General features: G+C 60.9%; 17 protein-coding genes and 1 tRNA gene. 2 read left to right on the forward strand and 16 right to left on the reverse strand.

Annotated features, from left to right (window positions below; translation table 11 throughout):
* The first annotated feature begins 39 nt into the window (after positions 1-39).
* A complete protein-coding gene (locus ACFOEV_RS07840; protein WP_386772578.1) occupies positions 40-3,252 on the forward strand; it encodes an EAL domain-containing protein in 3,213 nt (1,070 codons plus the stop codon).
* A gap of 10 nt (positions 3,253-3,262) precedes the next feature.
* Here ACFOEV_RS07840 and ACFOEV_RS07845 read toward each other — a convergent pair whose 3' ends face one another.
* From ACFOEV_RS07845 to ACFOEV_RS07910, 14 genes are all read right to left on the reverse strand, one after another.
* The gene (locus ACFOEV_RS07845) at positions 3,263-3,526 is read right to left on the reverse strand and encodes a hypothetical protein (RefSeq protein ID WP_386772579.1); all 264 of its coding nucleotides are present in this window, start codon (positions 3,524-3,526) and stop codon (positions 3,263-3,265) included.
* The gene (locus ACFOEV_RS07850; protein WP_386772581.1) at positions 3,523-4,197 is read right to left on the reverse strand and encodes a cytochrome c oxidase subunit 3; all 675 of its coding nucleotides are present in this window, start codon (positions 4,195-4,197) and stop codon (positions 3,523-3,525) included. Before ACFOEV_RS07850 ends, ACFOEV_RS07845 begins: the two co-directional genes overlap by 4 nt.
* Positions 4,160-5,803, reverse strand: a complete 1,644-nt coding sequence (gene ctaD, locus ACFOEV_RS07855; protein WP_386772583.1) for a cytochrome c oxidase subunit I — start codon at positions 5,801-5,803, stop codon at positions 4,160-4,162. Before ctaD ends, ACFOEV_RS07850 begins: the two co-directional genes overlap by 38 nt.
* Positions 5,800-6,813: a cytochrome c oxidase subunit II gene (coxB, locus tag ACFOEV_RS07860; RefSeq protein WP_386772585.1), complete on the reverse strand. Its 1,014-nt coding sequence runs from the start codon at positions 6,811-6,813 to the stop codon at positions 5,800-5,802. Before coxB ends, ctaD begins: the two co-directional genes overlap by 4 nt.
* Entirely contained in the window at positions 6,810-7,622 is an 813-nt protein-coding gene (locus tag ACFOEV_RS07865) for an SCO family protein (protein WP_386772587.1), read from the reverse strand. The genes coxB and ACFOEV_RS07865 overlap by 4 nt, the downstream gene beginning before the upstream one ends.
* Positions 7,619-8,095 carry a hypothetical protein gene (locus ACFOEV_RS07870; RefSeq protein WP_386772589.1) on the reverse strand — a complete coding sequence of 159 codons (477 nt, stop codon included), beginning with the start codon at positions 8,093-8,095 and terminating at the stop codon, positions 7,619-7,621. Before ACFOEV_RS07870 ends, ACFOEV_RS07865 begins: the two co-directional genes overlap by 4 nt.
* On the reverse strand, positions 8,082-9,197 hold the full coding sequence (locus ACFOEV_RS07875) for a hypothetical protein (RefSeq protein ID WP_386772591.1): 1,116 nt from the start codon (positions 9,195-9,197) through the stop codon (positions 8,082-8,084). Before ACFOEV_RS07875 ends, ACFOEV_RS07870 begins: the two co-directional genes overlap by 14 nt.
* Positions 9,194-9,778, reverse strand: coding sequence for a c-type cytochrome (locus ACFOEV_RS07880; protein ID WP_386772593.1), 585 nt, complete (start codon positions 9,776-9,778; stop codon positions 9,194-9,196). The genes ACFOEV_RS07875 and ACFOEV_RS07880 overlap by 4 nt, the downstream gene beginning before the upstream one ends.
* Positions 9,775-10,329 (reverse strand): DUF3341 domain-containing protein, encoded by a 555-nt coding sequence (locus ACFOEV_RS07885; RefSeq protein WP_386772594.1) that lies wholly within the window; start codon positions 10,327-10,329, stop codon positions 9,775-9,777. The genes ACFOEV_RS07880 and ACFOEV_RS07885 overlap by 4 nt, the downstream gene beginning before the upstream one ends.
* Positions 10,322-11,716 carry an NrfD/PsrC family molybdoenzyme membrane anchor subunit gene (gene nrfD / locus ACFOEV_RS07890; RefSeq protein WP_386772596.1) on the reverse strand — a complete coding sequence of 465 codons (1,395 nt, stop codon included), beginning with the start codon at positions 11,714-11,716 and terminating at the stop codon, positions 10,322-10,324. The genes ACFOEV_RS07885 and nrfD overlap by 8 nt, the downstream gene beginning before the upstream one ends.
* Complete coding sequence (locus ACFOEV_RS07895; protein ID WP_386772599.1) at positions 11,713-14,829, reverse strand: TAT-variant-translocated molybdopterin oxidoreductase; 3,117 nt, start codon at positions 14,827-14,829, stop codon at positions 11,713-11,715. Before ACFOEV_RS07895 ends, nrfD begins: the two co-directional genes overlap by 4 nt.
* Positions 14,817-15,467 carry a cytochrome c3 family protein gene (locus tag ACFOEV_RS07900; RefSeq protein ID WP_386772601.1) on the reverse strand — a complete coding sequence of 217 codons (651 nt, stop codon included), beginning with the start codon at positions 15,465-15,467 and terminating at the stop codon, positions 14,817-14,819. The genes ACFOEV_RS07895 and ACFOEV_RS07900 overlap by 13 nt, the downstream gene beginning before the upstream one ends.
* A gap of 234 nt (positions 15,468-15,701) precedes the next feature.
* Entirely contained in the window at positions 15,702-17,420 is a 1,719-nt protein-coding gene (gene ligB, locus ACFOEV_RS07905; protein ID WP_386772604.1) for an NAD-dependent DNA ligase LigB, read from the reverse strand.
* Positions 17,421-17,666: 246 nt separating this feature from the next.
* On the reverse strand, positions 17,667-19,721 hold the full coding sequence (locus tag ACFOEV_RS07910) for a carboxy terminal-processing peptidase (protein ID WP_386772606.1): 2,055 nt from the start codon (positions 19,719-19,721) through the stop codon (positions 17,667-17,669).
* Between the two features lie 128 nt (positions 19,722-19,849).
* Here ACFOEV_RS07910 and ACFOEV_RS07915 point away from each other — a divergent pair, with 128 nt between their 5' ends.
* Complete coding sequence (locus tag ACFOEV_RS07915) at positions 19,850-21,148, forward strand: M18 family aminopeptidase (protein ID WP_386772608.1); 1,299 nt, start codon at positions 19,850-19,852, stop codon at positions 21,146-21,148.
* Between the two features lie 146 nt (positions 21,149-21,294).
* On the opposite strand, the gene ACFOEV_RS07920 is transcribed toward ACFOEV_RS07915, so the two are convergent.
* A tRNA-Met gene (locus ACFOEV_RS07920) sits at positions 21,295-21,371 on the reverse strand.
* 66 nt (positions 21,372-21,437) lie between these two features.
* The gene (ychF, locus tag ACFOEV_RS07925) at positions 21,438-22,529 is read right to left on the reverse strand and encodes a redox-regulated ATPase YchF (protein ID WP_386772610.1); all 1,092 of its coding nucleotides are present in this window, start codon (positions 22,527-22,529) and stop codon (positions 21,438-21,440) included.
* Positions 22,530-22,668 lie beyond the last annotated feature (139 nt).

A 22,668-nucleotide genomic window follows, 5' to 3' on the forward strand; every position in this document is an offset into this window, starting at 1 on the left:
GCTGGCAATCGTCGTACTTCCAGAAAAAGCGGAGAAGAGATGAGCATAAAGGACCGGTTGCTGCGTATTCTGTTGATCGAGGACAGCGAAGACGATTTTCTGATCACGCGCGATCTGCTTCACGAGGCCAATCATTTATCTTGCCAGCTTGACTGGGTCGGTACCTATGAAGAGGGCATGGCAGCCATTGCCAGCCAAAAGCATGACCTGGTGTTGTTGGACTGTCGGCTCGGGGTCGAATCCGGGCTGGATCTGGTCCGCTACGCGTCGCACAGTGACATACGTACGCCAATGATTTTGCTTACCGGTCAGGATCACGATGAGCTCGACATCCGCGCCATCGAGCTTGGCGCTGCAGATTATCTGGTCAAGGAGCAGATTACCAGCTCACTGTTGGCACGCAGTATACGCTACGCGATTGAGCGCTCTCACTCCATCGAGATGCTCGCCGAGAGTGAAAAGCGCTACCGCCTGCTATTCGAAGCCAATCCAGAACCAATGTATATACATCACCGCGAGACATTGGCCATTCTAGCAGTGAATCGGGCGGCCTTGCATTTGCTTGGTTATTCCTGCGATGAAATCATGAAGATGAGCGTTCCGGATCTTCTTACCCCCACAGAACAGCAGCGTTTTCATGCACATTATCAGGAAATAGATGATGTCGCTGCAACGCCCAAGGTAGGGGTATGGGTTCTTAAGTGCAAAGATGGGAAGGAGATCGATGCGGATATTACCGCCCATGACTACGTTTTCAACGAACAACCGGCACGCTTGATCCTCGCGAATGACATTACCGAAAGGATCCGGGCCGGCAACGAGGCCCAGCGTCAGGAGAGGGCTTTCCATCAGTTGTTAAGCGACGATCGCGATGCACTATTGGTGATCGATATAGAGGGTTGGGTTCGCTATGCCAACCCCGCGGCCACATCACTGTTTCGTTCCACACTGGCACTATTGATGGAGAGGCGTTTCGATCTTCCCGTACTCGATGAAAAAAATCTTTTTGAGTGGACTGTTTTCATTGAGGATGAAGGTCATGTCGTTGTTGAGGTTCAACGCTCCCAGACCGAATGGGATGGGGAGATCATGTACCTTTTCTCACTACGTGACATTCGTCAACGAAAAGCGGCGGAGAAGCAACTGCTTCTCCTGAAGAGAAGCATCGAATCCAGCTATAACGGTGTCGCGATTGCCGATGCCATGAGTCCCGATATACCACTCATCTATGTCAACCCGGCGTTTGAACGCATAACCGGTTACGAGGCAGGCGAGGTTGTCGGAATGAACTGCCGCTTCCTCCAGTCCGGCGATCACCATCAGCCTGGTGTCGAGAAGATCCGTCAAGGGTTGCGGGAGCAGCGGGAAATTCATACGGTCTTGCGCAATTTCCGCAAGGATGGCTCACCATTTTGGAATGAGCTCTATATTACTCCTGTGCGCAATGAGGACAATGTTGTTTCTCATTACATTAGCATTCTGAATGATATATCCGAGAAGAAACGTTTCGAGTCGGAGCTGGCCTTCCATGTTAGCCACGATGTTCTGACAGGTCTCCCGAATCGCTCCCTACTCGAAGATCGTTTAGTGCAAGGCTGCCAATTTGCGAAGCGTTATCAACGATATCTAGCGATCATCCTGTTGGACCTCGATGGTTTCAAGCCCATCAATGATTCCATGGGACATGCGGTCGGGGATCAGATGCTCGTTGAAGTCGCCCGTCGACTCAATCAGCAGGTTCGTCCCGGGGATACTGCGGCCCGTCTGGGGGGAGATGAATTCGTCATTCTGCTACCTGATTTGATCCGTGAAGAGGACGTATCGCAAATAGTCGAGCGACTACTCACGAATATTGCTCTCCCTTATCAAATTGACGAAGCCGAGCTTCGTATCACGGCCAGCGCCGGTATTGCCGTAAGCGATGGCGAAGAAAAAAATCCCTCGGGTCTAGTGCAACAAGCTGATCTGGCAATGTATGAGGCCAAGAAACGAGGGCGGAATAATTACCAGCGATATACCAAGGACCTGAACCAGAAAGTCAGTGAACGGGTGACGCTGCGTAATGAGCTTCAAAAGGCTATTGAGTCGGGAGGGTTCGAACTTTATTTCCAGCCCCAGGTCGATGCCGGTGGGCAGAAGGTAGTAGGGATGGAAGCATTGCTGCGCTGGCACCATTGCGAGATGGGCTTTATTTCACCCAGTCGAATCATTTCGATAGCAGAAGATACCGGGCAGATTTTTGCTCTCAATCGCTGGGTAATGGAAACTGCCTGTCGGCAAATCAAATCGCTTCAAGATCAAGGTTTGGTTAACACCCCGGTCGCGGTCAATATTTCCCCCTTGCAATTTCAGCGGGGCCACTTCGTTGATCTTGTCCGCGAAGTCCTCGACAGAACCCAGCTCGAAGCCAGATTCCTGGAGCTGGAACTTACGGAAACCATTCTTCTCGGCAATGCCGAGCGCGCCGTACAGACGCTGCATGAGCTGAAGAAGATAGGCGTGCGTCTCGCTATCGACGACTTCGGGACAGGCTTTTCCAGTCTCAGCTACCTGAAACGACTTCCCATCGACAAGATCAAGATCGACCGTACCTTCATCAAGGAAATTATCAGTGATCAGCATGATGCAGCAATTACCCAAGGCATCATTTCCATGGTGCATCATCTGAATCTGGAGGTCGTTGCCGAAGGGGTCGAAACCGAGCCGCAGTTCGCATTTCTCAGAAAGAGCCAATGCGATGCCTACCAGGGTTACTACTTCAGCAGGCCCTTGGCCTTGGAGCAGCTCAGGGATTATCTCCAACAGCGCAGGGAGATACCGAGTGCCAGGTCGTCACGGTGTGACGATGAGGAGTCCGTGCCGACGTTGCTGCTGCTGGATGATGAGGAGAATATTCTTCGCGCTCTGACGCGTGTGTTGCGCCGGGAAGGTTATCAGATCCTGACCGCTAGCCGTGCTCATGATGCCTTTGAGTTATTGGCCAAGCATGAGGTACAGGTCATCCTCTCCGATCAGCGCATGCCGGAGATGAACGGCACGGCATTCTTCAGCCGGGTCAAGGACCTCTATCCCGATACTATCCGTATCGTGCTGTCCGGCTATACGGACCTTCAATCGGTAACCGAGGCTATCAACCAGGGAGCCATCTACAAGTTTCTCACCAAGCCTTGGGACGACGAGCAACTTCGCCTGGATATCAAGCAGGCCTTTCAACATCTCGGCATGGCCAAGGACAAGGGAGTGTTGCCGTAGGAACGCTGGACTAGCGGGTCACGTAATCGGCCATTGTCAGCACGATCAGGAATCCCAGCCATAATACCCCACCCGTGGCGTAGACCTTCATCAAGGCGTCGGCGGTCCTGAGGCCCATGAACATGATGATGATCGCGCCGATCATGCATAAGGCGCCACCCAGCACCACGGCCAGGGCCAGCAGGCCGGTGAGCAGTTCTGCGCCGATCACCACGATACCCAGCAATGCCAGCAATACCACCCAAGTGAGTAGATAAGGGCGAAATTCGTTCATATGCGCAACACGTAGAGTAGTGTGAAGATAATGACCCACAGCACATCCACGAACGCCCAGTAGAGTGCGGTGATCTGTACCTGGCGTGCGATGCGCGGTGGGTCGCGCCAGCGCAGGATGAAGACGACAATGATTCCCAGCAGGCCCACGCCAATCAGCATGTGGAAGACATGGAGTCCTGTCAGGGAGAAGTAGAAATTGAAGAACAGGCGGACTTGCCGTGCATGCTCTCCGGTGTGATCGAAGGCGAGGTTGAAGACCGGCATCAGGCCTTCCTGGTATTCATGGTGCCACTCCATTGCCTTGATGCCGAGAAATACCGCGCCGAGTGCCAGCGTGGAAAGCAGGAACAGCAGCGCGGCACGCCGCCGTCCAGCGTTGAGGCTGTGCTCGGTCAATACCATGGTCAAGCCACTGGTAAGCAGTACCGCGGTATTGAAAACGCCCGTGGGTAGGCTGAGCAGATTCGAGGCCTCGATGAAACCCTGCGGGTAGAGGAAACGGTAGACCACGAAACTGGCAAAGATACCACCGAACAGCAACAGCTCGGTGGCCAGGAATAGCCACATGCCCAGCAGGTTGGAGGCGCGCTGTTGCTCTATCTCCTCGAACTGCTCGGCGACAGGGCCCAACTCACTCAGCGGCTTGTCCCTCGGTCCGGTCATAGGCATAAGCTGGCTCCGTCACACGCGGAATTCGTGCGAAGTTATGTTCGAGCGGGGGAGAGGTGGTCAGCCACTCCAGTCCCTTGGCATTCCAGGGGTTGCCTCCTGCCGGCCTGCCCTTGAACAGCGACCAGGTCAGGTAGACCAACGGCAACAGATAGCCGATGGCAAGCACGCCGGCACCGAGCGATGACATGGCGTTGAGGATCTGGAAGTCCGCCGGGTATTCGTGGTAGCGGCGTGGCATGCCCAGGTAGCCCAGCAGGAACTGGGGGAAGAATGTCAGGTTGAAGCCGATGAACAAGGCCAGTGCGGCGACCTTGGCCCATAACTCGGAATAGCGCTTCCCGGTCATCTTGGGCCACCAGAAATGCAGGCCTCCCAGATAGGCGGTCACCATCCCGCCGACCATGATGTAGTGGAAATGCGCCACCACGAAGTAGGTGTCGTGAACGTGCACGTCGATGGCTAGCGAGGCCAGGATGACACCGGTCAGCCCGCCAATGGTGAACAGGCCGATGAACGATAGGCCGTAGAGCATGGGGGCGGTGAAGCTGATGCGTCCCTTGTAGAGCGTCGCCGTCCAGTTGAATGTCTTGATGGCAGAGGGGATGGCGACCAGGAAAGTGAAGAACGAGAACATGACCCCGGCGTAAAGGCTCTGTCCGGCGACGAACATGTGATGTCCCCAGACGATGAAACCGAACACGGCAATGGCCATGATCGAGATGGTCATGCCCTTGTAGCCGAAGACGGGGTTGCGCGAGAAGCAGGTAATGATTTCCGACACCACGCCCATGCCGGGCAGGATCATGATATAGACCGCTGGATGCGAATAGAACCAGAACAGATGCTGAAAGAGGACGGGGTCGCCACCAAGTGCCGGATCGAAGATCCCGATACGGAGGACGCGTTCCAGGGCAATCAGCAGCAATGTGCTCGATAGCACCGGTGTCGCCAGCACCATGATCAGGCTGGTGGCATAGTTGGCCCAGACGAATAGCGGGAGCCGCATCCATGTCAGCCCTGGTGCACGCATCTTGTGAATCGTGACGATGAAGTTGATGCCGGTGAGGATCGACGAGAAACCGACGATGAAGACGCCGGTGGCTGCCGCGATTACCGCGGTGTTGGTGAACATCGTCGAATAGGGCGTATAGAAGGTCCAACCGGTATCGACTCCGCCGGAAATCACGGCGAATAGCGTGAAGATCCCACCCAGGGTATAGACGTACCAGGAAAGCAGGTTGATGCGGGGGAATGCCACGTCACGGGCGCCGACCATCAGCGGCAGTAGAAAATTGCCCAGGGTGGCGGGAATCGAGGGAATCAGGAAGAACCATATCATCACGATTCCATGTAACGAGAACACCTGGTTGTAGGTATCGGCATTGAGCAGGTCGCCGCGCGGCGTCATCAATTCCAGGCGGATCAGCAGGGCGGCCAGACCCCCGAGAAAGAAGAAGGCCGTGATGGACACCAGGTACAACCAGGCGATGCGCTTATGGTCGCTGGTCAGCAGCCAGTCACGCAGGCGGAAGCCGCTGCTCAGGTAATGCTCGCGCGGCCACAGGTCGTCGATGGGCCCTTGATGGCCTGACACAGCGCTCATGACTCCTCTCCCTCGGTCGTGTCGGCTGGATTCAGCGCCTCGTCTTCAGGCTCCAGCGACTTGATATAGGCGATGATCTGCAGGAGTTCGTCCTCCGAGATCTGGCCCGAGAAGCTTGGCATGATGGGATTGAAGCCGGCGACGATATGTTTCTGGGGCTGGAGGATCGAATCGCGCAAATAGGCTTCATCGGCCATGACCGTACCACCTCCGGCCAGCGGCACCGGGCGTCCGAAGATCCCTGCCAGGCTCGGCGCCCTGACATTCGATTTGCCCAGGTGACAGCCGCTACAGCCGTAGCTCTCGAACAGCCGGGCTCCCGCCACTGCCGGGGCTTCCTGCTCGCCCTGGCGACTCAGCCAGCGTTGGTAGTCGGCCGGCGCCAGGGCCACGATCTTGCCGCGCATGCGCGAATGATAGCTGCCGCAATATTCGGCGCAGAAGAGCCGATATTCGCCGGCCTTGGTCGCTTCGAACCAGACCTCGCGATAGGCGCCGGGAAGCACGTCGCGCTTGAGACGGAAGTCGGGAATATAGAAGCTGTGAATCACGTCTTCCGAGGTGACCCGCAGGGTGATGGGTTCTCCCACCGGGACATGCAGGGTGTTGATCTCGCGAGCCCCAGTGGGGTGCTGGACCTTCCACATCCACTGCTTGCCGACCACGTTGATGGTCATGGCCGATTGCGGGCCGCGATACTGGCCCAGATACAAGCCGCTCGCCCAGACGAACACCCCCATGAACACCACGAACATCACGGCCAGTACGCCGAGTTCGATGCGTTGGCTGGTGCGGCTGCTGGGAGGGTTGTGGCGATCCGTGTGACTGGCGACGCGGTATCGGTAGCCGAAATAGCAGATCAGCACGAACACCAGCAGCGTCAGCAGACCGCAGATCACCACCAGGACGATGTAAAAGGTGTCCAGGTCTCCGGCAAAACGTGATGCCTGTTCGGGGAAAAAGCGTAGGCCCTGTTCGATATCGGGGAGATATTCCCGTTGTTCGCTCATGCGTGCTCCTTCCGCCGCAGCCACACGATCGCGCCCGCCAGTGCCAGCACCGAGCCGCCCCCGGCGAAGCGCAGCAGGTTCATGACGGCCAGGTTGTACTGCCCGGTTTCCGGATCGAAGCGATAGCAGCGCACCAGGATTTTCTGCAGCGGGGAACCCAGCTTGCCTTGGCTAGCCTCCACCAGCGCCAGGCGCAGGTCCGGTGTCTCCGGGCGCATGCCCAGTAGATAGTGAGTGATCTGTCCGCCGGGCGCGGCGATGACCACTCCGGCGGGGTGGGCATAATCGCCGGTCTCGGGATCGTGAGCGTAGCGAAAGCCAGCGGCATCGGCCAACGCAGCGATGGCGGGTTTCTTGCCGGTCAGCAGCTGCCAGTCACGGGTCGCAGCGCCGTGACGATTGCGCAGTTCGGCGTGTATGCGCTGAGCGTCTTCCGGGCCCTCTTCGGGTGCGATGCTGACGACAGCGATGCGGTACTCGTCGCTGTCGAAGGGCAGGTCCGCAGCCGTATCGGCGATACGGTCGAGCAGCATCGGACACAGTTGTGGGCAGTTGTACCAGGCCAGGGCCAATACCAATGGCTTGTCCGTGGTGAGGGAGTCGATGCTGATCAGCTCACCCTGGGCATTGCGGAATTGCAGCTCGCGGGGCAATTGATTGCCGATGCGCTGCTCATAATCGACCCGGTCGAGTATCTCGGAATCGCTCGTCGGTGGCGAAGCCGAGGCCGCTAGCGACACGGCGCCGATGGACAGCCACACGATGGCGAGTGAAAGGCGAGGTAGTGGCACGCTGAAGCGGAATCTCATGGTGGCTCCTCCGGCTCCGCGGTGGACTCCTGTTGCTGTGATTGGGAGGCATTCTGTGAGTCGGCCGAACCCTGACCCTGTGCTGATGATTCGCCCTGGCTGGACGCCTCGGGCCCGGACAGTCCCCGCTCGAGCAGCAATTGCTTGGCCTGCTCGATCGGCAGGTGAACGATGCCGGCGTCGCGGTTCGCCCAGCCCACAGTGTGCAGATGGCGCTCGATATCCCGACGGAAGGCAGCGTAATCGCGCGCGAGGTTTTCCTGCAGGCGCGGGCCCTGTATCCCGCGGCGTGGTTCTTCGAAGAGGCTTTCGGGTTCGGCGGCCATGGGCCAGAGCGTCGACATCAATGCCCAGACGATCAGCAGGCCAAGCGGCACGAACACCACCATGAACACGATGACCCAGAACGGCAGGCGGGCAGGGGCGTCCCGAGGCTCGTAGCCAGGCACGTCGTTGCGATCATGTTCTGCCATGACGCTCCTCCTCGGCCGGGTGGAAAGCGATCAGCTCGCGTCGCCGGTCGGGGCCGATCCACCAGAGACCGGCGGCGGCCAGGGTGACGATGGCGAGCGGGCCCAGCAGGAAGGCCCAGCCCGAAGTCGTGAAAGAGGGCCAGACCAACCAGTGCACATGCAGCACATGACCGGTGAGGCAGATCGCCGCGGTGGCCTGCAACCACCCCGAGCGATACTTGGCGGCGGTGGGCAGTAGCATGGCGAAGGGAATCACCAGAAACAGCAGCACACCGATCCGTCCTATCAGTAGCCAGCTCTCTTCGCGGCGGTGCAGATACCAGCCGATTTCATGCGGCATGTTGGCCGACCAGATAATGATCAATTGCGAAAAGGCGAAGAAGGCCCAGGCCAGCAATATCGACAACCACAGATTGGCCAGATCGAGTCGCACCGCAGAACGCAACCGCGCGGCACCGACGAGCAAGCCGAACGCCATGACCGAGGCCACGCTGATCGCCATGACCTCGAGACCATAGATATCCGAGTAGAACGTCGGCTCCAGCGACATCAGCCAGTCATAGCAGAAGAATGTCAGGGTCAGGGCCCAGACGATCAGCCCGAGTGCGTGCCAGCGCCGGGCCGGCGTGGGGCGAGTCAGCCACCAGGCCAGGACGGTCCATGCCGCCAGGTAGAACAGGGTGCGCGCGATAAAGAACGGCTTGTTGAGATAGGCCTGCTTGTTGCGCACCACCTCGGGGAGTTCCTCGATGGGCGCCGTCCACGGGAACAGCACATCCAGGCCAAGCAGCAGGGGCAGCAGGGTTAGGGCGAACAGGGGCATGGTGGCCGCCACATTGCGCCACAGGTGCAGGCTCTCGTAGCCCCAGGCCCCGCCGGTAAGCCCGTGCACCATCAGCAGCGCGATGGCACCAAGCGGCAGAACCGCGAGCAGCACCCAGGCCACCAGCCACGCCTGGAGCAGGGTATGCCAGGCCAGGATGGCCCCCAACAGGCTGAGCGCCAGTGTTATCAAGAGCACGCGCACCAATGTGGATTGTTGCCGGAAATGCTGCGCGATGGCCGAGGTGGTCAGCGGCATGTTGGTCAGAAGGCGTTTCATCGGCTGTCCTCCTGACGGGTGCCCTCGGTGGCGGCATTTTCCAGTTCGGCTCGCTGGGCCGGGGTCAGGTCATCAACGGAGGCATGTTGCGAAAGCTGCAGTGCCTGAATATAGGCGGCGATCGCCCAGCGGTCCTTGACCGGCACACGGTCGCGATAGGAATACATCACGCCGTAGCCATCGGTAATGACATCGACGAAGTAACGTAGCGGGGCGCGGCGCAGCCGCTCGCTGTGCAGGGTCGGTGGCGGCGGGAAGCCCCGCTGCACGACCATGCCGTTACCGTGCCCGGTGCGGTCGTGGCATGGCGAGCAGAAGATATCGAAACGCTGCTGGCCGCGGTCGAGCAGCGCCGCATCGAGCGCCATGGGCAAGGTGTCGGCCAGGGGGTCGAGATTCTCATCGCGGGCGACGGTGCCGGGAACCGGCTCGCGGGCGGATCGGTTACTGGGCCAGCCGGGCGCGACCTCGAAGGTCTCGTACTTGGGTTGGCGCTCCATGGCCGGCTGGTCGCAGCCGACAAGCAGCAAGCCCGCCAATGCCGCCAGTGTGGCGAGCCGATCGCCATAACGGCGCCTCATGGCGGCACCTCCTGTACCTCGTTGGCGCCCAGCGTCGTCAAGCGTGAACGCAGCGTCTCGGTATCGTCACGGGAAAGCGCCTCCACGTTCACCAGCAGGAAGTAGGCGTCGCCGGAAGCGCGTTCGAACATGTCGGCATTGAAGGCCGGGTGATAGGGGCGGGGCAGGCGATTGCCGAACAGCATGCCCAGGACGGCGGTCAACGCCGCGGCAAGGATCGCTAGCACGAAGGCGATCAGCGCGAAGGGTGGCCAACCATGCAGGGGCTTGCCGCCGACCACGAACGGGTAGTCGATCGCTGAGCTATACCACATCATCCCATAGCCTGCCGTGGCGGCGAGCAGTGCCGCCGCCAGTGAGCCTACCGTCAGCCAGCGCGAACGAAAGCCGAGTGCCTGGCTCAGTTCCTCGATGGGGTAGGGACTGAAGGCTTCGAGTTCCGCATGGCCTTCGTCACGCAGCGCCCGTATTGCGGCGACCAGTGTCTCGGCGTCATCGAAACGTCCCAGCAGGCCGTAGTGCGCGCCGCCTTGAGTGGCAGTCTCACTCATGATCGCTGGCCTCCCGAGGCGCCTGCTCGCTGCCATTTTCCCGTGGTGTCTGGTGGGTGGCGATCAAGGTGCGCATGTCGTGTATCGAAATCAGCGGCATCAGCTTGACGAAGATCAGCAGCAGCAGGCCGAACAGTCCCAGCGAACCGAAATAGGTTGCCCAGTCCCAGGCGGTGGGCCAGATGGTATCCCAGTTCGAGGGCATGTAATCGGCATGCGTCGAGGTAAAGACGATCTGGAAGCGTTCCAGCCACATCCCGAGGTTACTGGTCAGTGCCAGGCACAGCATGATGGCGGGCGAACGGCGTATGCGCCGGAACCACAGTAACTGCGTCAGCACCACGTTGCAGACGATCATGCTCCACCAGGCCGGTGCGTAGGGGCCGGTCCAGCGATCGAAGTGGACGGTGCGGTAGTAGTCCTCGCCGCTATAGAAAGCGACGAAGATTTCCTGAATGTAGGCATAGCTCACGATCAGCGCGAACAGCAGCATCATGCGTCCCAGGTAATCGAGGTGCGTAAGCGTCACCAGATCGTGCAGCTTGAACAGGCTGCGGAGTGCCACGGCCAGCAAGGCTACGGTGGAGAAGCCGGAGAACAGGGCGCCGGCGACGAAGTAGGGCGGGAAAATCGTGAAGTGATAGCCAGGTACGATCGATACCGCCAGATCCAGCGAGATAATACCGGTCACCGTGACCACGATCGGCGTGGCCAGCGCAGCAAGAATCGTGGTGGCCCTCTCGTAACGCGCCCAATGGGTGGCCGAGCCGCGCCAGCCCAGCGCCAGCACGCCGTAGAAATAGGCGCGCCGACCGCGGGCGCGGTCGCGCAGGGATGCCAGGTCCGGCAGCAGGCTCATGTACAGGAAGCTGGCGGTGAAGATCAGGTAGGTGGCGATGGCGAAGAAGTCCCAGACCAGCGGGCTGCGCCATTGCGGCCAGAGATCCATGGTATCGGGATAGGGCAAGAGGTAATAGAAGAACTCCGGTCGACCCAGGTGAATGATCGGATACAGCCCGGCACAGATGATGGCGAACATCGCCATGGCCTCGGCGAAGCGGTTGATGGCGGCGCGCCACGGCTGGCGGGTGAGCAGCAGCACCGCCGAGATCAGCGTGCCGGCATGGGCGATACCGATCCACCAGATGGTATTGAGAATCGGCATGCCCCAGGCGACCGGGATATTGATGCCGAAGATGCCGATACCCACCGAGAACAGCACCGATAGCGAGAGCACGAATACCAGCGTCAGGCCGGCACACACCAGCACGGCGATCCACCAGCCCAGCGGCGAGCGTTGCTCGAGTACCAACGCGCTGATCCGCTGCGTGAGAGTGGCGTGGGTCAGGTCGGCCGGGATCAGGGCATCGGGCTCATGTGGCTTCATGACGGCTCCTCGCGAAAGAATACGCGGTTGTTCTCGCGACTGTCGCTGGCGTTGCCACTGGCTTCTGCCTGGTCGAGCGACTCGGGGGCGTTACGCTTGGGCGTGTAAGTGCCGACTTCGCTCGTGCTGCCCGAGCTGGTGGCGCTGGAGTTCTTCACCCTGGGGTTGGGGGCGCGTACGGCGGCCAGATAGGTCGTGCGTGGTCGAACATTGAGGTGAGCGAGCATGCCGTAGTCGAGTGGATGCGCCTTGAGCCGGCTGACCTCGCTGGCGGAGTCGTTGAGATCGCCGAACACGATGGCCTGGGTCGGGCAGGCTTGCTGACACGCTGTCTGTAACTCGCCATCGGCCAGCTCTCGCTCCTCGGTCTCGGCATCCCGCTGTTTGCGGTTGATGCGTTGCACGCAGTACGTGCACTTTTCCATCACTCCTCGCGAGCGGACCGTGACATCGGGGTTATGGGCGGCCGCAGGAACCTGGTAGGTTGCCGTTTCGCCGGTGTAGTGGAACCAATTGAAGCGTCGCACCTTGTAAGGGCAGTTCTGCGAGCAATAGCGGGTGCCGATGCAGCGGTTGTAGATCATCTCGTTGAGCCCATCGGCCGAATGCTGCGTGGCGCCGACAGGGCAGACGTATTCGCACGGGGCGTTCTCGCAGTGCATGCAGGTGACTGGCTGGAAGACCATCTCCGGCCCATCGAGTGGCCCCTGAAAGTAGCGATCGATGCGAATCCAGTGCATCTCCCGGCCCTTCTTCACTTCGTCGGCACCGACCACCGGGATGTTGTTTTCGGCCTGGCAGGCGGTGACGCATGCATTGCAGCCGATGCAGGCCGACAGATCGATACTCATGCCCCAGGCGTGTCGAGACTTGCGCTCGGCGGGCCAGGGCTCGGGATACAGCGAGCCGTGCGGCTCTTCGCGCTGGGCGAAATGCGGGTCGCTGCGGTAGGTGTCCAGGGTGGCGACCCGGATCAGGTCACGACCCTCGATGGCATGGTGGTTCTGTGTCGTGGCCAGCCGGCGATGGGCGTCGGTCTTCTCCAGAATGACGGAGACCGCCCAGGGCGAGTCGCTCGGCTGGAGGGCATGGGCATTGGCACCCACCCCGTCGGCGATACTGCCGGCGTGATGACGGCCTCCGCCCAGGGTCAGGGTGACGGCATCCGCCGGCATGCCGGGAAGTACATAGACGGGAACCTCGAGAGAATGCTCGCGCATGTTCACCCGGACCATGTCGCCGGTTGCCAGATTGCGGCGCTCCGCCAGTACGGGAGCGATCAGCAGGGCGCTGTCCCAGGTCAGTTTGGTCAGCGGCCTGGGCAATTCCTGCAACCAGGCGTTGTTGGCATAGCGGCCATCCCATAGCGAGGGGTCGGGGCGCAGCTGTAACATGAGACCGCCGGTATGCGTGGTCGGCGCCGGTAGTCGTTCGTGCCAACCATCGACGAGTTTCGCCAAGTACGGTGTGAAGGCACTGTTGCTGACCAGGCCGTCGCGCAGGCTGGTGCGCCAGAAAGTCTCGAAGTCGCGGTTCCAGTGGCGGGCTTGCCAGTCGTTGATCAGCAGGTCGCGGGCGTCGTGATCGATAGCATCCTGAAGGGCGGCCAGAAACTGCAGGGCGGTCTTGCCGTCGTGCATGGGGAGAATCAACGGTTGCAGAAGGCTAAGAGTGCCATCGAAGGCGCGGGCATCACCCCAGGTCTCCAGTGGGTGAGTCGCCGGGACATGCCAATGGCAGAGGCGTGCCGTCTCGTTGAAGGTATCGCCCCAGTGGCAGCGCCAGGCGACTTTCTGCAACGCTTGTGCGAACTTGAGATCGACCGGGGCGCTGTAGACCGGGTTGGTGTCGAGCATCACCAGGCTTTGTATCTCATCGGCATGCATCGCCTCGCTCAGGGCATCGAGTGGCCGGGCGCCATGGCTTGCCTCCACGGGATCGATGATCTCCAAGGTGGTGCCGAAGGCGCCCAGCTGCGCATTGATGGCGTGGGCCAGGGCATGCACTTCGGGCGGTTGCTGATCGCCGGGTATGACCAGCGCGGCCGGTGCCAGGTGGCGCAGATCCGCGACCAGTGCCGCGAGCCAGTCGTCGGGGATGACTGGCATTTCAGGTGGCGGCACGTCGAGCGCGAAGGCGTTGGCCAACTGGCGAGCCGCATCGATGATACGCGTATGACGCAGGAGCAGACGGTGTTCCGCCATGCTGCCGGTGATGCTGGGGGTCGACTCGAGCATGTACAGCCGCAGGAGTTCATCGTTGTCCCTGGGCCGGCGATATTGCGAGAAATCCCGTGCGTAGCGCAGGAATCCCGGTTGTTCCTGCAGGAAGTTGGCGTCCAGCGATACGACGACGCGTGCCTGGTCGAAACGGTAGATCGGTTCCCGTGGGGCACCGAACAGCCAGCGGCTGGCCGTGTAGACGGCGCTGCGGTCGACCGGTGTGTGGCGGTACCAGCGTGCTTCTGGCCAGCGTGTCAGCAGGTTGCGCAGACGCTCGGCTTGGCTGGGTGAGGTAATGGGGCCGGTGAGAAACGCCAACCCCGCGCCGCGGCTTGCATCCCACCGGCCTCGCTGTTCCCGAAGGGCGGCCAGGAATTGGTTGTATCCCGTGATATGGCCACGCTCCATGACCGATGACGCGCGGTCGGGGTCGTATAATGACAGCACCGACGCTTGAGAAAAGATATCGCAGGCGCCTCGTGTGGCCGGATGATCGGGATTGCCTTCGAGCTTGACTGGGCGTCCCTCACGGCTCTGAGCAAGCACGCCATGCGCATAGCCATCGATCGGGTGGGTCGTGGCGTAATAGCGTGGCTGACCGGGGACGAGTCCTTCGGGCATATCGACGTAGGGCACCAGCCGCTCGGGAGGCTGGCTGTCACAGGCGGTCAGGCCGCCCAGCGCGAGACTGGCGGCCATCAGCTTGAGGACTCGACGACGATCGATGGGCGCCGCCCAGACGCTATCGTGTCCGGGAAATTCGTCTGCCAGCAGCCGCGTGAATGCCTCGTCACCGGCCAGTTCTTCGAGGCTGCGCCAATAGGCGGGGCCGCTCTGTCCGGCGAGCTGTCCACGCAAACGTTGCCACTGTTCGCGGTTCAGCGATGACATGTGGAACACTCCATCAGGCGATCGGGGTGGATGCCGTAATGGGAAATCCACTCATGGCCGGGGGTGTCCTCCTCGGCGGAATATCCCATGGTGGTGATCTCATTCTCGGGGCGCAGGTGGGGGCCTGGATCCCGATGGCATTCCAGACACCACTCCATGGTCAGGGGCTTGCGCTGAACGGTCATGCGCATTTCGTCGACCCGGCCATGGCATGACTCGCAACCCACGCCGTTGTTGACGTGGGCGCGGTGGCTGAAATAGGTGAAGTCGGGCAGGTTATGCACGCGGTTCCAGGCGAGGGGCTCTTGACGAGCCAGGCTGTCGCGCACCGGGGCGAGCATCTCGGCATTGGTCCACTCCTGGGAGTGGCAGGTCATGCAGGTGCGGGTAGGCGGAATGCCGGCGAAGTCGGATGTCTCGACGCCAGTGTGGCAATACTGGCAGTCTAGGCCCAGGCCACCGGCATGCGTGTGATGGCTGAAGGGCACGGGTTGTTCAGGAGCGTAACCGGCGTCCGTCTGATAGGGAGAGCGGTAAACGACATAGGCGAAAACGGAAATCGCCACGAGCAATGCCAGGATCCCCACCAAGATGACGAAGGCCAGCGCGTTCGCTCGGGGGCGAAACAAAGGCGCCATCCTGATTCCCTTTGGGTGTGTTTTCCTGTTCCTATCGCAACGGCGTCTAAACGCGGCGTGTTCCTCACTATAGGAAAGATGGCTCCGATTCTGCTAAAGAACGATCAGGAATAAGTTTAATTCATAAAGAGATAAGTAGGTGTCCCCTACCGTCGCAAGGTGAGGCATGCCTACCATCGCCCGATGATGCCGAGAAAGCGTCCAGCTCATCGTCGGGTAAGGTGTGTTCTTGCCTTATGGAAGTGGGCCTTGCGCCTTCGCTATCAGCGCCTCGATTTCTGGATGGGTGAAGAAGGCCACGAGCCGGTCGGCGGTCGTGGCGCCGATTCCGGGGTAGCGCTGCCAGTCATGTCGCTCCCGCGCCTGTAGCGCCGCAAGGTTGATGCGCCCGTCGGGATCGTGCAAGACGGACTCGGCGACCGGTGGCATACCCAACGCTGCCAGCCAACTGCCGAGTGGCTGTTCGTGAGTGGCTTGAAAGCTGTCATGCCAGTTTGCCGCGCGTGTCTCGCCGACTTCCGGCAGGACTTCGAGCTGCGCCGGGGTGAGCGTCTGCCAGTCGAGGAGTTCCTCGACCAGTCCAGCGTCGATCAGGCGCTGCCAGGTGCCTTCGCCGATACCGGGCATGTCCAGACCATGGTGACTGGACAACCAGGTCAAGCGGGCGAGGAACTGCTCTTCACAGTCGCCGCTGAGACGCAGGCAACTCAAGGGGTGGTAGCGTTCGGGGTCAGGCACGCTCAGGGCCGGCCGGGGGGCGGTGCGAGTCAGCACCTCGTCGAGTTGGGGAATCGTCAGGCCCGCCAGGCGAATCATCACTTGGTCGCCGGGACGCACCTCCCAGTCGCGCCATTGCGCGAGCGATCCGAGGCTGACGTGGCGGATGGTACGGTCATCGAGTTGGGTGGGATAAAGCTGCAACACCGGGGTGATGTTGCCGGTGCGCCCGATACGAAAGTCAACGTCTCGCACCACGGCTAGGCTGCGCCGCGCCGGATGCTTCCAGGCCACCGCCCACTCGGGTGGCCGGGGCCGCCAGTCGGCGGCGTCGGGGCGTGTATTCTGGCGAATCACCACGCCATCGGTGGCGAAGGGCAACTCGCTGCGATACCACCGTTGGCGCCAATGCCCAACCTCGTCCACGTCGACCACCGGCTGGCTGTAATAGGCGCTGTCGGCAAAGCCCCAGGCCCCGAGCATGGCCAGCCGTTCCTGCATGGGGTCCGGACCATTCGGCCAGTCCCACACGAACAGGCCGATCTGGCTTGCGCCATCAATATCCAACTCGTGGCGCGACATCAGACCGACGATTGCGCTGCGCGCACCATCGCTGCCAAGCTCGGCCTGGATGTGCGCGCGGCGTCGATGATAGAGCTCGCCTTGCAGGATGACGCGCGCGGGAGCGCTGGCGGGCAATTGTCGGGGGATGGCGGCAATGCGCTGGGCATGGGGGAGCCAATCCTGGCCGCTGAGGCCGTCGCCACGGCTGATGGCAGCCGTGAGGCGCCGCTCCGTGTAGACCAGCGTCACCGCGACGCCATCGACCTTGGGCTGCACCCACAGCGCGTCGTGGCGACGACGATGCATCCAGGTGGCCAGTGCTTGATGACCGTCGAGCTTGGCCAGCCCGGTCTGTGCGATGGGGTGTGAAACCCGACCGCTGTCGTCCATGGGGACGGTGGGGGCTGCCGGCGAATCGAAGCAGGCTTGCCAGGTGGTCAGCGTCCGGCGTGCTTGATCGTAGACACTGTCTTCCACCAGGCGCTCGCCGCGCCGGTAATAGGCATCGTCCCACCGCGCGATTCGTGTTTGTAGCGCATCGAGTGTCTGGTGGGCCTGTGCCGATGTCCACTTCGGGCACTCACTCGACTGCGCGGCTAATGGGGCCAGGCTGCCGAGCAGCAGCAACAGCAATGCAAGGGGATGACAATCCTGGAGTGGGGCGCGACGCATGGTGCCTCCCTGGCGGTGGTGAATGCCTCGTTCCCTGAGGCTCGCGATGATGTGATATCCAGCATAGGACAGGATTCATGGGTTGGCCGCCGTCAGCAAGCGCAGCAAGTGCTGAATGGGGCGCTCTTCAGGGTTGCCATGCCCCCGCGTATCGTGCCGGCCAAACGTGACGCCATGGGTATCCACCATCAACGGCAACGCCCCGCAAAATGCGGGGCGTTGAACCGACAGATCGGGTGACGAGCGTCAGCTGCGACGACTCACTTGTGCATAATCGAGAAGGATCTCGGCACTTTCGATGACTTGGGCTCGTTCCGCTGGCTCGTTTTCTTCGGGTTCCTCGCTTTCCTCTCCGTCGTCGTCACGAGCGTCGGCCCAGTCTTCCAGAGGTTCCAGTCCCAGTGCACGCCGTCGTTGGTTCTCCAGCGATAGCTGTTCGGCTTCCTGGGCCTCCATCTCGCGCTTGCGTTGTTCCCGGTTCAGGCTGATGGTGGTGTGCTGCTCCCGCAGTTGGCGTGCGAGCTCTGCCTGACGCTCCAGGTAGACGAAGTTGGGATGATCGGTGATACGCTCTCGGTGTTGCGCGGTGAGCGACTCGATATAGCGCCAAGGTTCTCCGTAGTGACGATACTGGACGGCGCGCACGGTGTCCCAAGGCAGGGCATTGTCCAGGCTGCTCTCGCCGATCATCTCGGGATCTATCAGGGAGGGGAAGACGATGTCGGGTTCGACGCCGCGGTGCTGGGTGCTTTCCCCGGAAATACGATAGAACTTGGCGCGGGTCAGCTTGATCTGGCCATGGCTCAGGTCATTGAGCGTCTGTACGGTACCCTTGCCGAAGGTCTGGTTGCCGACGACCAGGCCGCGTCCATAGTCCTGAATGGCACCGGCGAAGATCTCCGAGGCCGATGCCGACAGGCGGTTGATCAGCACACCGAGAGGACCATCATAGAGCGTACCACTCTCGGTATCGCCATACAGGCTGATGCGGCCGCGGGCATCGCGCACTTGCACGGTGGGGCCGCGATCGATGAACAGCCCAATCAAGGAGTTGGCTTCCTGGAGGGCACCGCCGCCATTGTTGCGCAGGTCCAGGACGATGCCTTCGATGTCTTCTCGCTTGAGCTTCTCGATCTCTCGGGCCACATCACGCGTGGTGCTGCGATACTCTTCCTCGCCGGCCTGCCAGGCGTCGAAATCAACATAAAAGGTTGGAATCTTGATGACGCCGATGCGATGCGTGCCGTCTTCTCGTTCGATCTCGATGACTTCGCTACTGGCGGCCTGATCTTCCAGGTTGACGGTGTCTCGGGTGATTTCGACGATGCGAGAGCGGGTCATGTCGATGGCCTGGGCGGGGACCACTTCCAGACGTACCACCGACCCCTTGGGACCACGAATCAGGTCGACTACCTCGTCGAGGCGCATACCGACCACGTTGACCATTCCACCGTCTTCTTGTCCCACGGCGATGATGCGGTCGGCAGGCTCGAGAACCCCGGCCTTGTCGGCGGGGCCACCGGGAACCAGGCTGGAAACCTTGACGTATTCCCCTTCGGTCTGCAACAGGGCGCCGATGCCTTCCAGCGACAGACGCATCTGGATGTCGAAGGATTCGCCCTGACGTGGCGACAGGTATTCGGTATGCGGGTCGATCGTGCCGGTGACCGCTGCCATGAACAGCCCGAAAACATCCTCACCATTGGCCTGACGTACCCGGGAGAGTTGTCCCTCGTAACGCTGGCGCAGGTTGTCCCTGACCTCGCTATCGTCCTGGCCGCTGATCGACATGGTCAGGGCGGCATTCTTCAACCGCTTGTCCCATAACTCATCCAGCTCGCTCTCGTTATTGGCCCAGGGAGCACCTTCGCGATCGACCTCGATGCGTTCGTCGGTATCGAAACGATAGTCCAGACCATTATTGACCTTGTCGAGAATCCACTCGAGACGCGACTCGAGACGCTCGTGGTAGCGTTGATAAAGCGCGAAGACACGCTCCAGTTCGCCATTGTCGAGGGCGTCGTCCAGGGTGGTTTCCAGATCGCGGAAACTGTCCACGTCTCGGCGCAGGAGATAGGCCCGCTGGGAATCCATTACCTCCAGATAGCGTTCGAAAGCCCTGCGTGACCAGTCGTCGTCGAGACTGACATCCGAATAATGTCCATAGCGCAGGGATTCGGCGACCTCGACTGCAGCCTGACGGTGAGCGTCAGAAGGTTGCGGTTGGGCAAGGGCCACGACGCTGATGGATGCGATTAACGCGATGGCACTCACACGCCGGATGACGGCAATCAGGCTCATCAATGAAGCACTCCCGGTTTCATGTACACTTCTTCCCTAGACTATCGGTCGGCGAGTGAGTTGCGCCTGCCGAGCTGGCATTGTAGCAGCCTGTGTCGCCTGACACAGACCCTTTGATGAGGAACGTCATGCCCCACGACCCGACTTTGGAACGATTGCTGACCTTTTTGCACTGCTCTCCCACGCCTTGGCATGCCGTGGCCAACATGTGCAAACGGCTTGAGCAGGCGGGATATCGGCGCCTGGACGAGACACAGCCCTGGCAACTCTCGCCGGGACAGCGAGTTTACGTGACCCGCAATGACTCGTCGCTGGTGGCGCTGCAATTACCCACCGACCGGCTCCACGCCCTGCGCATGCTGGGTGCGCACAGCGACAGCCCCGGATTGCGCCTCAAGCCCAATGCCGCTCAGGTAAGCGGTGGTTGGTTGCAGCTCGGGGTGGAAGTCTATGGCGGTGCCTTGTTGGCTCCCTGGTTCGATCGCGATCTGGGCCTGGCGGGGCGGGTTCATCTGCGGCGTGAGGATGGGCGCCTGCAGGGGGTGTTGCTCAATGTCGAGCGCCCGGTAGCCTTCGTGCCGAGCCTTGCCATTCACCTCGATCGCGAAGCCAACAACGGACGAGCCATCAATCCGCAGACACAGATGGCGCCGGTGTTGTTGCAGGGAGGCGACCCGGGCGACCTGGAGCGACTCCTGAAGCGATGGCTTTATGAACAGCACAATATCGAGAACGCCGCCATCCTGGATTTCGAGCTGGCTCTTTACGATACTCAGCCGCCGGCGCGGGTCGGCGTCGAGGGCGAATTGATCGCCAGCGCGCGACTGGATAACTTGCTATCGTGTTTTATCGGCCTTGAGGCACTGCTCGCCAGTGATGGGCGCCAAGCCGCAGTGCTGGTGGCCAACGACCATGAGGAGGTCGGCAGTGCTAGTGCCTGTGGTGCTCAAGGGCCTTTTCTCGGTGATGTGCTCAGACGCGTCAATGCGCAACTCGGCGAGACGGGCGAAGAAGGCTTCATTCGCCTGATCCAGTCGTCACGGCTGATCTCTTGCGACAACGCGCATGCCCTCCACCCGAACTTCATCGACAAGCACGATGCCGGCCATGGCCCGGCGATCAACGGGGGCCCGGTAATCAAGGTCAATGCCAACCAGCGTTATGCCACCAATAGCGCCACTTCGGCGTTGTTCCGTGACCTGTGCCACGAGGTGGGGGTGCCGGTGCAGACCTTCGTCACCCGTGCCGACATGGGATGCGGCAGTACCATCGGGCCGATCACCGCCACTGAACTCGGGGTGCCGACGCTGGACGTGGGAGTTGCCCAATGGGGGATGCACTCGATTCGCGAGACCGTCGGCAGTCGTGATATTGCGTATCTGACGCGAGCGCTGACAGCCTTCCTCAACCGGGCGGAATTGCTCTAACGTTACGCGTGGCGGGCTACGAGCCTCGAGCAATGTGTTGCATGTTGCCTCTTGGGTGGCGAACCCTACGGCCCGCAGCTCGCAGCCCGCAGCCCGCCGCCAAAACACAAAACCCCGCAGGTAGGCCTGCGGGGTTCGGCAATCTCTGGTGGCTACGCCCTGACTCGAACAGGGGACCCCATCATTATGAGTGATGTGCTCTAACCAACTGAGCTACGTAGCCGTCCAACGGGGGCGAATCTTACCCATAAGGGCATGAAAGGTCAACTCAATTTCGTCCTGGAGGCGCCTAGACGTTGAACCGGAAATGGATCACGTCGCCGTCCTTGACGATATAGTCCTTGCCTTCCAGGCGCCACTTGCCGGCGTCCTTGGCGCCCTGCTCGCCACCGCGAGCGATGAAATCGTCGTAGCCGATCACCTCGGCGCGGATGAAGCCCTTCTGGAAGTCGGTGTGGATCACTCCGGCGGCTTCCGGTGCGGTGGCACCGATCTTGACGGTCCAGGCACGTACTTCCTTGACCCCGGCGGTAAAGTAGGTCTGCAGGCCGAGCAGGGCATAACCGGCACGGATCACACGATCGAGGCCCGGCTCCTCCATGCCCATTTCCTCCAGGAACATCGAGCGCTCCTCGTCGTCGAGTTCGGCGATCTCGGCCTCGATCTGGTTGCAGACCGGGACGACCACGGCGCCTTCCTCGGCGGCGATGGCATCGACCACCTCGAGATAGGGGTTGTCGTCGAAGCCGTCCTCGTTGACGTTGGCGATGTACATGGTCGGCTTGAGGGTCAGGAAGCCAAAGCTCTTCAGTTGGCGCTTGTCATCCTCCTCGAGACCGAAGCTGCGCAGTGGCAAGCCCTCCGCCAGGTGGGGCTGGATGCGCTCGAGGATCGCCTTGGTGGCGATGGCGTCCTTGTCACCGCCCTTGGCGACCCGTACCAGCCGCTGGATAGCGCGCTCGACGGTATCCAGGTCGGCCAGGGCCAGCTCCATGTTGATGGTTTCGATATCGACCCGGGGATCGACCTGATTGGCCACATGGATGACGTTGTCATTGTCGAAGCAGCGTACCACGTGGGCGATGGCGTCGGTTTCACGGATATTCGCCAGGAACTTGTTGCCCAGCCCTTCGCCCTTGGAGGCGCCGGCGACGAGACCGGCGATGTCCACGAACTCCATGGTGGTGGGCAGTACCTTCTGCGGCTTGACGATCGCGGCGAGCTTGTCGAGGCGCGGGTCGGGCATCGGCACGATGCCGACATTGGGCTCGATGGTACAGAAGGGGAAGTTCTCGGCGTCGATGCCCGACTTGGTCAGTGCATTGAACAGCGTGGACTTGCCGACATTGGGCAGCCCGACGATACCGCAGTTGAAACCCATGATATGTTCCTGGAAAGCGAATTCGAAATTGGCGATTGGCCGGTATTTTACGGAAAAGAGTGGTAAGCCGTAAGCTTGAAGCTGTAAGAAACCCCAAAAACCGAATCATCGCCTTCTATGGACGGCCATTCATCTCGAC

This window comes from Litchfieldella rifensis (genome assembly GCF_042646605.1).
Taxonomy (GTDB): domain Bacteria; phylum Pseudomonadota; class Gammaproteobacteria; order Pseudomonadales; family Halomonadaceae; genus Litchfieldella; species Litchfieldella rifensis.